Source organism: Aeromonas sp. QDB25 (genome assembly GCF_027707725.1).
Classification (GTDB): Bacteria; Pseudomonadota; Gammaproteobacteria; order Enterobacterales; family Aeromonadaceae; genus Aeromonas; species Aeromonas caviae.
The window spans coordinates 1-14,276 of record NZ_JAPCIZ010000070.1; the positions used below are offsets into that span (position 1 = coordinate 1).

Below are 14,276 nucleotides of genomic sequence, written 5' to 3' on the forward strand. Positions count from 1 at the left end.
GGTCTTTGGGTGAGGGGGCTCAACCCTCACCGGTTGGTCGGGGTGATGTTCCAGCCGCTCGCCAGATACGCCTGATGGTTGCCGAATTTTCTCAGTGCGATCCGCGACCCGTCAGGGAAGGTGACGGTGCCGAGTTCATCATCACGCTTGTACTGCCCCTTTGCCTCGATTTGACTCTGCGTCGCGTTCGCCGCCAGCAGCTGGTACGCCGTGGTGTGCTCTCCGTAAGCCATCTTGCTACCTCTCAACTTGCTAATGATGCGGGTAACCAACCCAGCCTCACACCTCACCGTCCAGCTCCACGGCCCGGATCTCAAATCGCCATTGGTCATCAACGCTGAATCGGTTGATGTAGGCGCGGGCCAGCTCAGGGGTGGAGAAGATCGCTTCATAAATCCCAGCTGCATCTCGGTCTTCACGCTCGTTATTGAGCACAACATACAGTTGCATTGCTTTTCTCCTCGCTCACCGGATTGATGAGCCTTTGGCTTAACTCTGGTTATCTATCCACGCGCCGATCTTGGTAAACAGCGACAGGTCGCTCAGGTGGCGCACGTCAGCGCTCTCATAGGGCGTGAGCTGCCACTGGAACACCCCATTGTCACGGCGGTGCCATTCCACGTCAGCGGCGCTATGGGCGCGGTCTACCCGTACCATGATGTTGCGGTTGCTCAGAATGGTGTAGCCATCGCCGTCCAGCCCTATCTGGATGGTGGGATCATCCCAGCGCAGCCCGGTGTGAACGACGGGGTAATCGACATCGCCCTGCTGTCCGGCGTGGACGGGCACCGGCAGCGCGACGACGCGCAGATCTCGCCAGCCCTTAACCCGCTCAAGGCGTTGAACCACGGCAATGGCGTCATGGGCGGTGGCATACTCGCCCTTTGGCAAGAACTGCCAATGAGCATCAAAGCGTTGCTGGATGTGATACCAGACGGCCTCAGACACCGCCTGTGGAGCTGTCGAGGTGGAATGCTGCATGATGACCTCCGAAGGTTTGGGCAGGGCGCTCACAAGCGCCCAGTAGCTTAGGCGAGGGCCGCTGTCTGTTGTGCCAGCTCGCGCAGTTCACACGCCACCGCCTCGTCATAGGGAATGCGCCAGCCAATGGCCCCAGCCCCGCCAGTGGTGACGTTGTTGCGGCTCCAGTTATCCCCGTCCCGGCCATTATTCATGACGAACCAAATGTCGTCCCCGGACAAGACAAACCAGTGGCCGCCGCCGTTGACGTTCTGGGTATCGAACAGGCGCTCGCCCTCGGGCTGGTGCCAGCCGTCCGGGTGCTCCCCTTCATGCTTGATCCGCTCGATCAGCCCGCCCACCCTGACCTTGACCGCCATCCGTTCGGCCTTGCGCTCATCTTCACGCTGTTCGGCCAAGGTCAATTCAACGATCTCATCGTTGGTCGCGTTGCGGTAATAACAATAGGCTCCCCGTTCACCTTCGTGCCCCCGCAGGTATGAGCCCCACACAGAGGGATGATCGTCGCTGATGCGGAAGCTCTCACCCATGTCGGTGTAGACGCGCACGGCCTTGCCAACCTCTATCGGGGTATCAAAGGGGGGCAGGGCGTTGAGTGGGAACAGGCACCGGTTGCGGCGGCGCTCATCGAGCGCTTGGCAGGCTGCGGCGCTGGCGGCCTCCCGCTCCTGCTTGCGGGCAATCTTGCGCTCGTTGGCCGCTTGCGCATTGGCCCAGCCCTTGGCTTCCATCGCCTTCACCCGCTCGCTGAGCTCGGGATACGGCTGACAGAAGAAGATGGCCTTGCTCATGGCATTGGTGGTGTAGCTGCCTTCCCTCACATCGTCCTCGGCGTACTTTAGCCAGCGTAAAGCCTCATTTTTCCGCTTGGCCTGTTCATACAGCTTCTTGCCATCCCGCTCGCTCTCGATGGCTACAGCTTCGAAAGTCAAGGTCGTCCCGAAACGGGTGGTCTTGGAGAGGTCTTTGAGCTGCATCTTGGCCACGGTGTCGAGGGCCAGCCCATCGCTCACTTCATTGATGACCAGCTTCGCCTTGTGCCCGCCCAAGAGGCAGTCGAAATACCGTTTACCCCGCTTCTTCACGATGAGGGTCTTCACGATGGTCTCTGTGTGGGGAGTGGGTTGCTGCATCATCACACCTCGGCGCTGCTCAAAAAATGATTTATTACAGGTGTATTAATTCTACCCCATCCGATCTTGTAGTCAATTAGTACAGGTGTAATAATTAGCCCATGAACGATACCCAGCCAAAACGCGCGCGCGGAGCGCCTTTCAAAGATCCCAGCGACAGGCGCTCCGAGCGCTTGGGCGCTGTGCAGATCACCGCCCAGCAGGTGGACGATTACGATATGACCGCCGCGCTTGAGGGGAAAACCCGGTCGCAATGGGTGCGGGAAACGCTCGATGCCCAGGTCAGACGAACCCGCCTGGCACAGACTGGGGGGGTCGAATACTATGTGCCCCCGGTGTCCGCCCAAGACATTCACGATAGGGTGCCCGATGAGATGAGTCACCGTCAGGGGTAGGGGCGAACGACTCGACGCCAAACCTGAGCGGCGTCACAACGCAGAACTCAATTGAAGATGCACCGATAATGGATATAGGTGCCCACTACTCAAAGGACGGTCACGCGCAGATATTAATTTGAAGGCAGGATAATGAAACGCAAGCAAGCAATGCAGATATACGGCCACTTATATAAAAAGAATTATCCGGTCATGAAAGATGAAGTGTGCCAGTGCTGCGGTGTATCTACAGATCTGGAATGGGACCATTGCCCGGCTATTACCACGGCACAGCTGTTTGCGAGAAACGATAATATCCGCTTCATTTTGGTTTTGTTGTGCAAGGAGTGCAATCAGTCCTTGTCGGACAAACTGTTGCCTGACTTCCCATCACGCTTTTACTTCTGCAAGGAAGCGCTGCTTGAACGCTACAAGGGCGATCTGGTCAGCGAGTGCCGCGATAACATGACGAATACCCTTGAGAGCCTAAAGCTGGCTGATGCCAAGTTTACGAGGCTGCTGGACCGCATCGGCTTTGGCTTGGTCAAGATTGACCAGCTGTCAGACAAGCACCTCGCCATCCTCAATTTAGAGACTGTCTCCGGATACAAGATCATCGACCACCTCTCGGAACGCCCAGGCCACGGCTTGCTCAGTGAGTCAAACCTAGAAGAGGACAATGAGGACGAGCCACAAACTCAGGATGATGCTGACGCACAGGATGAGGCAAATCGATCCGGCATTCCATCAGGAAAAAAGAAGCCAAAGTTCGAATCCCTTGCTGCCTTTAAAGTATTTCTACGAAATGAGCTGATTTACACCAAGAATGGGTATGAGACCTTTTTGAAAGAGCAACGCGCTCTGGCGGAGCAATTACAGCTGCCCAGTGAGCCAACCCAGTATTTTAATTGTGACTGGCAGGAATTGACCTCTGACGTCGTCATCGTCTCGGAAAGCGGCAATGAATACAGTCTTGATACCATCGAGCAGTATGTCACCTCTGATATGGTCGGAGTGAAAATAATCGGAAAGCGTAATCTGGTGAAATTGCTAGACGACCTCGAAATTTATACCGGAGATGAATATCGAGATCTCTGGAATGCGCTCAGTGTTCATACAGTAGATGTCGTTGATTGCTTACCGGAGGAACCCGAAACCGCCTATCGCGATTGGGAGCTATGGTGACCTCACTGATAGGTGTAGAGGTGCATTCTCTCGATGAGGGGCACAGCGCCTATCTTGCGGTCACTGCGCGGCTTGCGCCCATTGGTCGGGTAATTGCATAGCGGCGATACATTGATCGGCTTATCGGAGCAGACCAGCAGGGGCAGGCTCGCCTTGAGCTGCTGTTTGCGCGGCTCCCTGTCAGACCAGAGCAGGTTGATCATGGGGTGGGTCTTGACCGGCCGCCGGATGCGGAGCTCCACATCTGCCGGTACTCGGCGGACATCGTTCACCTCCCTGTCGATCAAGCTGTTCCACTCTTCCTTGGTCGATAGCCCCGGACAGTAGCCCCGGCTGACCTCCAGCATGGCTAACACCTGCTCGCGGGTGACGCGCTTGATACTCTGCTTGTCTGCCCAGGTGAAGCCCATCGAAAAGAGCTCGCCTTCGAGCATTGAGATCTGCCGGTAGACCTGCAAGGTGATGGTGCCTGGCAGGGCGAGGTGAACCAGCTCGAATTTCTGATCCCGGCTGCCCGCCTGCTGCACCAGCTCCTTGAACGCCAGCTTGTGATCGTTGATGGCCATGACCAGTGGGCGCATGGAATCCGCGCAGGACGACGGGAACCGCAGCAGGCCGGGCAGGCGCATGGTCGCCTTGGTGGAGCAACCGGGTCGCATGGTGTGGTCGCGGTAAGCCGCCAGCGTGGCTTCCAGTGCATCGCTCCCCGAGAGATACCCGACTTCGATGTGCTCGATGGGGTCGTGCTCCTCACCTTGTGCCACGGGCGGCAAGGGGAAGACGTGGGCCTCCTGCAATGGCATCTGGCTCAGCATTTCGCCCAGCTCAGTCAGGGTGGCTTCCAGCTGGTGCATCCGGTCTCGCAGGGCGGCTATCGGAGTAAAGGTGTCCATCGGTCGGGGTGTCCTGTCAGTCCGTCAAGTACCCACAGGTTATCACAGGAGGGGGAAAAGAGCTGTATAGGCGTACAGGTATATTCGGCTTAAGCGGGGCTGGCGTCCGTTATGGACAATGGGCTGTCACTTAACACGAGGAGCCGATGTTGAATTAAGAAGCTCGATCACCTCGTTGCCTGCCAGATACAAACAGGGGCCTCTGGCCCCCTTTATCAATCGAAATCGTATTCATCCCCCTCTTGGAACTCGTTTTCCTCATCCAGGCTACTGGGGTCGATCCTGGTTAGGGTATTGGAGATCACCTCTACGGTGACACCAGGCGTGGGACTATAGAAATCTTGCTTATATTCGTTACCATCGCCATCAAGCACGACTTCCGCATTGATTTTTATACCACTTTCAGTCTCGACTTCGTCCTCGTTCTTGAAGACCGATTGGAATTTACTACTATGCACCTTTGCCAAGTTTGAGCCATCAATGAACAAAGTTTCAGTGCCGTTTACGAGCAGTTCCACATCTCCTTCGAACTCATTCATGTCTTTCATGTCGTGCTCCTCAAATGCCTGATGAACCAGCTATGGCTGTTGGCGGTTGGTATATTTAACCGGATTATTGAGCGTGAAGGGAATTGCATTTCTTGATGCACATCAAGTTCGAGTTTGGCCGTTGGGTCTCCTCCAGGTGACCACCGACAGGGCGAGGTTATCACCTTGATTGTCCTTGCCGGATCTCAGACGCCCTGATGGTGCCACTCATGGATTTCGCGTACCCGCCGAGCTTCTTGCAGGTGATGACGCCTACGGCCGGGAACTGGCCGTCCGTGAAAGACAACGGCAAGTTAATTGCCCTGGGGGGTTAGCTGCCTCGCTCTCGCTCTGATGGCCGGTGATCTCGTACTGGCTGCCCCGCACCTTGACCACGACGTAGCCTCGGCGTTGAAGGGCACCCACTACCCCCGCGCTGTAGCCGGTGTATCGTCCGACAGAGAAGCGGCAGGGCAGGGAAAATCTTTGACAATTTGCGAAGTCAGCCATCAACCGCTCGGTGATGAGGGAGGTACGGCTTGGCTTGCGAGCGGGCTTCGGTGCAGTAGTGGGCATAACGGATCTCCAGTCGTTACGAGGTAACCCGCCATCGGGTCACCTTCCTATCCACGGTGAGCGTCTTGAGTGGGTGGGTCACAGGAACCGGCGCAGGGCGTTAACTTGGCGCAGGTGCTTGGGTCGCTCGAATGACCAGATGACCCGCTCGGCGGCCTCTTCCAGAATCGCGGTGGTGACGGCGCGGGGCAGGGACAGATGCACTCCGTCCCAATCGTTGAACTTGAGCTGGCCGTTGCGATCCATCTTGTGCAGGTATTCATCCAGCCGCGCATTTACCTCCAACTCGACGAACTCACGGACGTGCTGGCGCAGACACTCAATCGCTTCGTTGTGTTCCATATCTCTTCTCCAACAGGTTCAATGAGCCGGGCTTACCACTCGGTGAGATCTACCATGGCCACGTCGCTGTCCAGCACAGACAAGGCAACCGGCAGCGTAAACATCAGGTTCTGGTGGTCGTTGATCTTGGGCAGGGCGCTGAAGTGGAAGTCATTACGTGATACGTGGATTTTCTCTTGATCCACTTTCTCGGCCTCCGCAATGACCGCCTTCACGCAGTCATCCGGGGGGACATCTTCGTAGGCCAGGTCGGCATAGGACACCCCGCTCCAGTCGCCGTGATAGATCCACTTCGTCACTGACTCAAGATCTTCAGTCTTTGCCACGGCTGCCAGATGCTTGATTCGGGCGATCTCACCCGCTGTAAGGGTAATGACGAGGGTTTCTATCCCACTCTCTGGTGTGTCGCTCAGATGGCACACGTTCATCACGAGCGTCAGGCCCTCTTCTGGCGACGTTCTGGGAGTTGCCCAGCAATAATGACCGTTCTCGTCCAGCATCATGGCGGGCTTGACGGGCAGGGTAGGCTTGTCGTGGTTTTGCATCATGTCCCCTTACGTTATCGGTGCGGGCTTGTCGGAAGATTGGCCGGGTCTACTGGATGGCGCTCAACTGGCCGCGTTCGTTGCGTTAAGGCGGCTGATCACGAAGGCTCGTGCTCGCACATGCCAGAGCGCGATGATTTCGCAGTCAACGGCAGCCTTCTGCTCAGCGCTGATGATGCCCTCGCTCTCAAGCGTATTTAACGTGCTGCACAGGGCCGACATGTGTATCCAGCCAGCTCGCTCCTTGGTCGTTGTGAGCATGTGGTCGAGGGTTTCTTCCAGAGCGGTCAGGGTGTTCGCCTTGACCGGCAGGGTACCCAGCAGGGCCACCAGTTCTTTGTGTTCCATCGTATCCCCTTAAGAAATCAGCTCACCGAGGAGGGCAGCTCGTCGTCAGGCATGACCGGCAACGGCGGCAGCGTCGTCAGAAACTGCTCCAGTGCCACGCGCAGCAGGTCGGAGAAGGTGCAATCCAAAGCCTTGGCATGAGCCAGGGCGCGGGCCTTGAGCTCAGGATCCAGCCGCAGGGCGATGACAGGGGTAGCCATGGTCGGTGTCCTCGGTGGAAGTTAGGCAGTTGGCTGTTGGGGCTTGGTCAGGGCGTCGAGCTGGGAGTTCAACCGCCAGATCTCCTGCTCCATGTGGAAGATCTTCTCGTCCTTTTCGATCATGGCGACGGCGGCATTAAGGGTTTCATCAGTGACATAGCTGAGCTCGGAAAAACCCCGCAAGCTGTAACCGATCAGCTCCGCGAACTGCTCGCGATCTGATTGGGTGAAATCCAGACAAGCGAGTGCGTTCATGTCGATACCCCCGTTATCGAGGAGGTGTACGACGATGGCGTTTTCCTTGAAGCGGGCAAGGCCGCTCTGGTCGATATACAGGGGCTGGATCGGGTGTTTCAGGGTCAGGCTGGCGTCGGTTTGGTGGCTCATGGTCGGCTCCGTTGGGTTCAGTGTGGTTGCAGGACTTTTACGGCCGGGCTTAGTAGCCCAGCGTCACCAGGTATTTGCCCATCACTTGCGCCTCCTCGTCGGTGACAGGGCGCAGCTCGGGCAGGGCCACGGCGCACCCGTCAGCGCCCATGTAAACCCCTTCCTGCTCGCAGAACTCGGCTTCACCGCGCCAGTCGCTGGCGATGGTGTCGGCCAATTCATTCAGATCGGCGTCTTTGTCGCAGCACACCAGAATGCTGGTGGTGTACTCGCACTCGCCGTTGAGCTCGGTAATGGCTGCAAAGAGATGCTGTTTCATGGGTGCTTCCTCGTCTGTGATGGGTTGGCTTGTTGTCCGGCTTGCACACCGGCCAGCGTGATCAGTTCACGCGGTTGATGGTGTGGCCTCGGGGGGCGTGCATTTCCAACACCCCGCCGCAGTAGTTGAAGGAGAACGTCCGATACGTGCGCTGCTCGGTGATCTTGTTTACCTCCACCGTTTGCGCCCGACTCCCAAACCAGAGCTCAATCTGATGGCCTTGCTTGACCTGCTCGATGGCGATTCTCATCTCTCTGATCTCCTCAATGCGGTGCGTGGTGGAGCGGGGCGCTACCTAGCGGCGACCGCCGATCTTTTTGCGCTTGAACCACTCGGGGTGACGTAGCTCGTCCTGCTTGCGGGCCTCGCTGGTGGCTCGCAACACTTCGCTGTTGTGCATCACAATGTCGGGTGACCGGCAGATGAAGGGGCGCAGCAGGCCGTCGTCGCCCGTTTCGGGGTAGATGTTCACGAGAAAATGCAGGCGGTCACTGCCCTTTGCGGTCTGACACCACACGCGATAGCAACCTGTGCCCTTGGCGTAGACCTTCAGGGCAGCAACTAAGGTGGCTTCCTCCTTGGCCTCCAATGACCCTTCCTCAAACTTCAGCATCAGATGAGCAAGGCAAGCCGTTGCCATATCAAAGGTGAACTGGTGAGGCACGAACTCGTACCAATCGTCTTGCGAGACGCAGAACAATTGGGTGCGCTGGGTGCGATAGTCACGCAGATAGAACATGTGAGAGTGGAGCGGGTTGCCGTGATTGAAGCCCTCCATCTCCCAACCACCAGCGGCGAGGTGCGCCTTGCTGATGGATTCATCTACGAACTGATCGTGCTCTATGTGGGTGGTCATCTTGCGGCTCCGTTATTGGTTATCGGTGATGACGTATGACAACCACTCTTCATGCGATGGCATCTCATTGAGGATCGCCATGAAGCCGGTACAGGCGAGGTCGTTATACCCGTAAAGGTCAACCCCACCCACCTGCTCATCGAGCAGACTTTGTTGCAGATAGAGGCACAGGCTTAAGGCTTGTGGGCCATACTGGATGGCAAGGCCGGTATAGGTCTCCGCCACATCCATCAGCTCGTAGGAGAAGCGGCGAGCGCGTTCCAGACAGACGTCATTGGCGTTATTTACTTCTGTGTGTCGAGTCATCCTAATCACCTGCGATTGACCTTTAACGGTAAATCCATGGTATGTAATACACCCACGCCTGTAAACCCCCCTGAGCAAAATAAATTTACTGTTATTGGTCAATCGGCATTATGGGTAGATCGGCTCGGTTTTCCTCTTCGACTCTTCTTTATTCCTACTTCTACTGCTGCTCTCCGGAAGGGATGACGCTCGGGGCAAACCCGATTTGGGACAGGTCATAGCCGAGCCGACAGTTGCGACTGCCAGGTGCGCGTCGCGTGCTTTCTGGCTGCTGTCCACTAAGGACGATGAGCGCCTGCGACCGGTGGACGTGTTCGATGACGCGGGACTGGCCAGCTCGGGTGCGGCGAGACGGGGCAGGCGGGTGATGGATGTCCGGCCTGCTCAATGACTGCGGGCGGAGTACCGGCGGCCCGGCTCCAGCCCGGCGGCAAACCGGCGCGAGGGGGGGGGGAGTTTTCCTCGGTGGACTTTGAGTGGGAGCTGATGCGCTCCAGCCAGAACGATGGGTGTTCGAGATGCTGGTGGTGGGGCGGTGGCTACCAGGTCACCGCGCGTGCGCCGGCCTCAGGCGCTGTGGATTTCCGCCAAGGACGGTAACCCGGAAGAACCGGGTGAGCTCCGGGCGTGCGAGCTGCTGCTGGGATGGGGGGCACCTGCTTCTGTGCCGGTCTGAAGACGTGGCCGGGTGGCCTGCTGTCCTTGCAGGACGTGGATGGCAGGTTTCACCCGGTGGGTGTCGCTAGTCTCTGAGCCCGCGACTAAGCTCCAGCGCCGCCATCGCTACGGTGCGCAGGTCGGCTTTGACTTCTTCACTCAAGCCCCAGTGAGATTGCGCCAGATGCAACAGGCGCAGGGCTGCGGCCTCGTCGTGGGCTACCTTCTCCCGCTTGCTATGGTATTGCGCGTAGGGCAGCTTGCTCAGGTCGAGCCTTTCTGTATGCGAGTAATAAAAATTCATACCAAATCACCCTGTAAGCCGCATTTCACCACATGAAAAATCGGACACTAAAAAATAAAGTATCATACCAGCTTAAGAATTTAGCGCTAACGATGAGAAAAAGCAGAGCAATAAAGCATCATACCAATGTTTGAAGATTTTGCCGTTTTCTCTAACGAAGTTCAGAACACTCGTGCACGGTGAATCGCAAGATTCGGCTGATGCAGAACATTAACCCAACGCAGTTTCATACCGTGCGAAATACCCAAGAACTGCAAGTCGCTCCCCGCCAACGCTGGACTTCTCAGGCAGCTTGCCCTTATCCACAGATTTGGTCTGCGGATGAGGTATGCCGGAATAACCATCCTTGCCACGCTTTGGTAGCCCAGGCCGCGTCTCAGGGGATGGAGGTGGTGATCCCGTCGAAGCGGAATCGTAAGGAAAAGCGAGAGCACGACAGGGAAATGTATAAGGTAAGGCATCTGGTAGAAATTGCCTTTCTCCACCTGAAACAATGGCGAGGGATAGCCACGCGGTATGCGAAAAACACCGCTTCGTTCGTGGCGGCTGTCCGGATCCGCTGCGTGGCATTATGGGCTGCCATCTTATGACGACAGCCTCTAGCAGGAAAACTACAGCAAAATGATGGCTCGCGCCTTTCGCTCCATCAACGAATACCAGCTTTATATATCTGATGAATACTGATCACCCCCAACAATCGAGCCTCATCAGACACCACGGGGACAGCATTGATGCGATGTTCGTGCATAAGTTCCAGTGTGGCAGCCGCCAGACCGTCCGCTTGGACCACCACCGGTGTTCGGGTCATCAGCTCGGTGACACAGGTATCCAGGGGCAATGTTTTTTCCAAAGAGCGCCGCAAATCACCATCCGTGAAAACTCCCAAGATGCTGCCCTGATCACTACTAATCACTACTAGCCCAAATCCACCACGACTCAAAGCCACAATGGCATCCCTCAAGGATGTGTCTGCAGAACAAACTGGTATTGGTAGCTCAGGGTCTAATATATCCTTGTTGCGTAGCAACAATCGGGCACCCAGGCTACCGCCCGGGTGAGAAACTGCATAGTCCTGCTCGTTGAAATCGCGAATGCGCATAGCACTGATGGCAAGGGCATCGCCCATCATCAGGGTGTTGATGGCACTGGAAGTCGGCGCCAGACCGAGAGGACAGGCCTCCTGCTGGACGCTGATGTCGATGACGTGATCGGCCTGTCGCGCCAGATAGGAGTCGAGCTTGCCGGTGAAACCGATCACCACCAGACCCTTGTGCTTGAGCAGCGGCAGCATGGTCTTGAACTCGCCGGCCTCGCCGGAGTTGGAGATCATGATGACCAGATCCCCCTTGGTGATCATGCCCAAATCGCCATGCAGCGCCTCGGCGGGATGGACGAAAAAGGCGGGCGAGCCGGTCGAGGCCAGGGTCGCGGCAATCTTCTTGCCGATATGGCCGGACTTGCCGATGCCGGTGACCACTATCTTGCCCGTACAAGCAAGGATGGCCTCGCAGGCCGAGACGAAGGAATCATTGAGCCGAGAGCACAGCCTTTGTGCCTCGGCCAGTTCGATACTCAGGGTTTCATGAGCGTAGCGCTGGATCTGTTCACGCATGACGAAGGGAACCTCTGGGGATTGGGGGGAGTTCAGACCAGCACCACCTGGATGCCATGCTGCTCCAGCGCCTGCCGGTCAGCATCGCTGATGCCCTTGTCGGTGATGATGATGTCGATCTTGTCGATGGGCACCACCACGTTGGGCGTCTTGCGGCCGAATTTGCTGGAGTCGGTCACCACGATGATCTGCCGTGCCGCCTGGCACATGGCCTGGCTCACCTGATATGCCTCGTTGAAGGTGGTGGTGCCCTGCTCGACATCGAAGCCGTCGGCGCCGATGAACAACTTGTCGAAGGTGAATACGCGAAAGGCCTGCTCTGCCTGGCTGCCATGAAAGGAAGCGGAGCGTTTGCGGTAGGTGCCACCCGGCATCAGCAGCGTCACGTTGCTGTCCAGCGCCGCTGCTTCATTCATGATGTGCAGGCTGTTGGTCATCACCGTCAGCGCTACCCGCTCTGCCAGCCAGGGCACCATCTGCAGGGTGGTGCTGCCACTGTCGAGAATGATGGACTCGCCATCCCGGACCAGGCTCGCGGCCCTGGCGCCGATGCGCTGCTTGGTGTTCAGATTGAGCACGGTTTTCTCGTCCATGGAGTGATCTTCCAGCGCCGGCTGGGTGAACGCCTCGGCGCCGCCATAGCGGCGGACTACCAGCTGGGCCTGCTCCAGATGCCGCAGATCGCTGCGCACCGTGGCGCCGGTGATGTTGAAATGGGCGGCCAAATCGTTGACTGACGTTCTGCCATGTTCGCGCAGATAACGCACCAACATTTCTCGACGAGTTTCAATGGACATACCTGAATCCCTATATGCTGAATTTAAAAAGCCATAGGCTTCATTTCCTAAGAATGTACACTGAAATTTTCATAATGAAAATTATATGACAACCGAATTGTCATTTTATTGACAGCGCGCAGGTTACCGCTTCGCGTACCGGCGGTGCCAGTTCGGCCAGTTGTCGCTCGGTCAGCGGGATACGGGCATGCACCAGAGTGTCCAGCGTCTGGGGTCTGGCGAAGATGGTCAGGCCACGCATGATTTTGGCATCGACAATCACGCCGTTGGCATCATGGGCCAGCACCACCAGGGTGCGCGGGCGCCAGCGGGAGGCCGTGCGGCCGATCTTCACCGAGCCTTTGAGGCTCATGTCCTGCAGCATGCGATTGAAAGCCCGTACCTGAAAAAAGCCCAGGCCGATCTGCAATCCCCAGGCCACCAGGGCAAACACGATCAGAAGATTAATGGCATCCATTTAGCACCTCACAATGAAAAAAGGCAGTGTACGACACACTGCCAAAAGATTAGGTTCTCAGGAGTTTCCCACACAGTTGGAACTAGAGCATCACCTGACCACTAGAACATCACCTGACCACCGGTAATGTTGATGGACTGGCCGGTGCAGTAGCTGGCCTCGTCGCTGGCATAGAACTTCAGCACGTTCAGTACGTCCTGGAAATCGCAGCCACGCTTGAGCGGCACCTTGTCGATATAGACCTGCTCCACCTGATCCTCGGGGATGCCCAGCTTTTTCGCGTATTGCGGCAGCAGGGACTGGAACATGGGACTCTTGAGCAGGTTGCCCAGCATCAGGGAGTGGACGGTGATGTTGTGCTCGGCCAGGTCCAGCGCCAGCGATTGGGTCAGACCGACACCGCCAAACTTGGCTGCCGAGTAGCCGGAGTTGTGCTTGGAGCCCACCTTGCCGGACTTGGAGTTGATCTGGATGATGCGGCCGCCATTTTGGCGGATCATCACCTTGGAAGCCTCACGGGCACACAGGAAGTAACCGGTCAGGTTCACCTCGATGGAGCGGTACCAAGCATCCAACGGGAACTGATCGATCTTGGCCGCGGTCGCCGTGCCGGCATTGTAGACCAGCAGGTCGATGCGCCCGAAGCGATCATCGACGGCACCGACCATGCGCTGCACATCCGCTTCCTGGGTGGCATTGGCCTGCACGGCCATCACGTTCTCAGCACCATGCACCTCGGCGATTTCGCTGGCGGTGAGCTTGGCGCTGTCGGCGTCCATATCTGCGACTGCCACCCGATAGCCGGCCTCGGCCAGCCCCTTGCAAAGGAAGGCGCCCAGACTTTTACCGCCGCCAACTACCAGTGCTACTTTTGACATGTTACTCTCCTCGATTGCTGTATCTCGCGCCCCCCTGCTTCGTGCCGCTAACTCAATGATGCAGGGTGAGCGTGAGTCTTGATTGTTCAGTTAAGTTCAAACGTGATTTCGGTGCCGATTTCCAGTTCCGGGACTGTCGGGCAAGTGCCGCTCACATGCACGGTTCCTGGGTATTCCGCTTCATCGGCGCCATCGAAACGGATGGTGATGTGACCCAATTCGCCGAGGTTCTGGTTGACTACGTCGCCTACCGCCGTGATGGGAAAACGTGTCTGACCCAGAACGAAATCCCCTCCCACCTTGATGTCATCCAACAGCGCTGCGTGCGGATGGATGTAGCAGTAGTCCGCTACGTCTGCCGGGGCATTGTCATCGAACAGTATCATCATGTTGTCATCCAGGGCTTCGGCAGCAAACTCGCCGATCTTGGTCACTTGGGTTTGGTACAACATAGTCATTTCAGTCCTCGTTTGAGCGTTATTGGTAGATGAAGTAGGAGGCGAGCCAGGCCAGCAGTACGGTCGGCGCTCCGGTCAGGAACCGTGAGTAAAGCACGGACGGCACCCCGATTTGGACTGTTTTCGGCTTGGCTTCGGCCA

At 57.1% G+C, this 14,276-nt stretch carries 22 protein-coding genes and 2 pseudogenes; 2 read left to right on the forward strand and 22 right to left on the reverse strand.

Annotated elements, in window-relative coordinates:
• Positions 1-26 precede the first annotated feature (26 nt).
• Genes PG883_RS18570 through PG883_RS18585 form a run of 4 tightly spaced genes read right to left on the reverse strand, consistent with a single transcriptional unit; the run spans position 27 to position 2,117 of the window.
• The gene (locus tag PG883_RS18570) at positions 27-233 is read right to left on the reverse strand and encodes a hypothetical protein (protein ID WP_147273896.1); all 207 of its coding nucleotides are present in this window, start codon (positions 231-233) and stop codon (positions 27-29) included.
• 46 nt (positions 234-279) lie between these two features.
• A complete protein-coding gene (locus tag PG883_RS18575) occupies positions 280-450 on the reverse strand; it encodes a hypothetical protein (protein ID WP_171865430.1) in 171 nt (56 codons plus the stop codon).
• Between the two features lie 39 nt (positions 451-489).
• Positions 490-981 (reverse strand): hypothetical protein, encoded by a 492-nt coding sequence (locus tag PG883_RS18580; protein ID WP_270807594.1) that lies wholly within the window; start codon positions 979-981, stop codon positions 490-492.
• A gap of 47 nt (positions 982-1,028) precedes the next feature.
• Positions 1,029-2,117, reverse strand: coding sequence for a hypothetical protein (locus PG883_RS18585; RefSeq protein ID WP_270807596.1), 1,089 nt, complete (start codon positions 2,115-2,117; stop codon positions 1,029-1,031).
• Positions 2,118-2,641: 524 nt separating this feature from the next.
• On the opposite strand from PG883_RS18585, the gene PG883_RS18590 reads away from it, so the two are divergent.
• Positions 2,642-3,673: a hypothetical protein gene (locus PG883_RS18590; protein ID WP_171865426.1), complete on the forward strand. Its 1,032-nt coding sequence runs from the start codon at positions 2,642-2,644 to the stop codon at positions 3,671-3,673.
• Between the two features lie 2 nt (positions 3,674-3,675).
• Here the strand turns inward: PG883_RS18590 and PG883_RS18595 are convergent, their stop codons facing one another.
• The 12 genes from PG883_RS18595 to PG883_RS18650 all read right to left on the reverse strand — a co-directional run bounded on the left by PG883_RS18595 (position 3,676) and on the right by PG883_RS18650 (position 9,933).
• Positions 3,676-4,566, reverse strand: a complete 891-nt coding sequence (locus tag PG883_RS18595; RefSeq protein WP_114523056.1) for a DNA replication terminus site-binding protein — start codon at positions 4,564-4,566, stop codon at positions 3,676-3,678.
• A 215-nt stretch (positions 4,567-4,781) separates the two neighbouring features.
• Complete coding sequence (locus tag PG883_RS18600; RefSeq protein ID WP_114523057.1) at positions 4,782-5,114, reverse strand: hypothetical protein; 333 nt, start codon at positions 5,112-5,114, stop codon at positions 4,782-4,784.
• A 633-nt stretch (positions 5,115-5,747) separates the two neighbouring features.
• Positions 5,748-6,011 (reverse strand): hypothetical protein, encoded by a 264-nt coding sequence (locus PG883_RS18605; protein WP_235673824.1) that lies wholly within the window; start codon positions 6,009-6,011, stop codon positions 5,748-5,750.
• A gap of 32 nt (positions 6,012-6,043) precedes the next feature.
• A complete protein-coding gene (locus PG883_RS18610; RefSeq protein ID WP_270807598.1) occupies positions 6,044-6,559 on the reverse strand; it encodes a hypothetical protein in 516 nt (171 codons plus the stop codon).
• A 60-nt stretch (positions 6,560-6,619) separates the two neighbouring features.
• Complete coding sequence (locus tag PG883_RS18615; RefSeq protein ID WP_114523059.1) at positions 6,620-6,904, reverse strand: hypothetical protein; 285 nt, start codon at positions 6,902-6,904, stop codon at positions 6,620-6,622.
• A gap of 17 nt (positions 6,905-6,921) precedes the next feature.
• Complete coding sequence (locus tag PG883_RS18620) at positions 6,922-7,104, reverse strand: hypothetical protein (protein WP_114523060.1); 183 nt, start codon at positions 7,102-7,104, stop codon at positions 6,922-6,924.
• Positions 7,105-7,125: 21 nt separating this feature from the next.
• Positions 7,126-7,491, reverse strand: a complete 366-nt coding sequence (locus PG883_RS18625) for a hypothetical protein (protein WP_173418144.1) — start codon at positions 7,489-7,491, stop codon at positions 7,126-7,128.
• Positions 7,492-7,540: 49 nt separating this feature from the next.
• A complete protein-coding gene (locus tag PG883_RS18630; RefSeq protein ID WP_114523061.1) occupies positions 7,541-7,810 on the reverse strand; it encodes a hypothetical protein in 270 nt (89 codons plus the stop codon).
• A 61-nt stretch (positions 7,811-7,871) separates the two neighbouring features.
• Entirely contained in the window at positions 7,872-8,060 is a 189-nt protein-coding gene (locus tag PG883_RS18635; RefSeq protein ID WP_114523062.1) for a hypothetical protein, read from the reverse strand.
• A 45-nt stretch (positions 8,061-8,105) separates the two neighbouring features.
• Positions 8,106-8,666, reverse strand: coding sequence for a hypothetical protein (locus tag PG883_RS18640; RefSeq protein ID WP_114523063.1), 561 nt, complete (start codon positions 8,664-8,666; stop codon positions 8,106-8,108).
• Between the two features lie 12 nt (positions 8,667-8,678).
• Positions 8,679-8,972 (reverse strand): hypothetical protein, encoded by a 294-nt coding sequence (locus PG883_RS18645; protein WP_114523064.1) that lies wholly within the window; start codon positions 8,970-8,972, stop codon positions 8,679-8,681.
• A gap of 742 nt (positions 8,973-9,714) precedes the next feature.
• A complete protein-coding gene (locus PG883_RS18650; RefSeq protein ID WP_270807600.1) occupies positions 9,715-9,933 on the reverse strand; it encodes a hypothetical protein in 219 nt (72 codons plus the stop codon).
• A gap of 353 nt (positions 9,934-10,286) precedes the next feature.
• Here PG883_RS18650 and PG883_RS18655 point away from each other — a divergent pair.
• Positions 10,287-10,523 (forward strand): annotated as a pseudogene (locus PG883_RS18655) (IS5/IS1182 family transposase); the annotation flags it as partial.
• Positions 10,524-10,579: 56 nt separating this feature from the next.
• On the opposite strand, the gene PG883_RS18660 reads toward PG883_RS18655, so the two are convergent.
• From PG883_RS18660 to PG883_RS18685, 6 genes and pseudogenes are all read right to left on the reverse strand, one after another.
• Entirely contained in the window at positions 10,580-11,545 is a 966-nt protein-coding gene (locus PG883_RS18660) for a KpsF/GutQ family sugar-phosphate isomerase (protein ID WP_043133539.1), read from the reverse strand.
• A gap of 32 nt (positions 11,546-11,577) precedes the next feature.
• On the reverse strand, positions 11,578-12,342 hold the full coding sequence (srlR, locus tag PG883_RS18665) for a glucitol operon DNA-binding transcriptional repressor SrlR (protein WP_043133538.1): 765 nt from the start codon (positions 12,340-12,342) through the stop codon (positions 11,578-11,580).
• Positions 12,343-12,442: 100 nt separating this feature from the next.
• On the reverse strand, positions 12,443-12,799 hold the full coding sequence (locus tag PG883_RS18670; RefSeq protein WP_043133537.1) for a transcriptional regulator GutM: 357 nt from the start codon (positions 12,797-12,799) through the stop codon (positions 12,443-12,445).
• 101 nt (positions 12,800-12,900) lie between these two features.
• Positions 12,901-13,677, reverse strand: a complete 777-nt coding sequence (srlD, locus tag PG883_RS18675; RefSeq protein ID WP_043133536.1) for a sorbitol-6-phosphate dehydrogenase — start codon at positions 13,675-13,677, stop codon at positions 12,901-12,903.
• 86 nt (positions 13,678-13,763) lie between these two features.
• Positions 13,764-14,135, reverse strand: coding sequence for a PTS glucitol/sorbitol transporter subunit IIA (locus PG883_RS18680; protein ID WP_043133535.1), 372 nt, complete (start codon positions 14,133-14,135; stop codon positions 13,764-13,766).
• Positions 14,136-14,154: 19 nt separating this feature from the next.
• Positions 14,155-14,276, reverse strand: a pseudogene (locus PG883_RS18685) (PTS glucitol/sorbitol transporter subunit IIB); the annotation flags it as partial.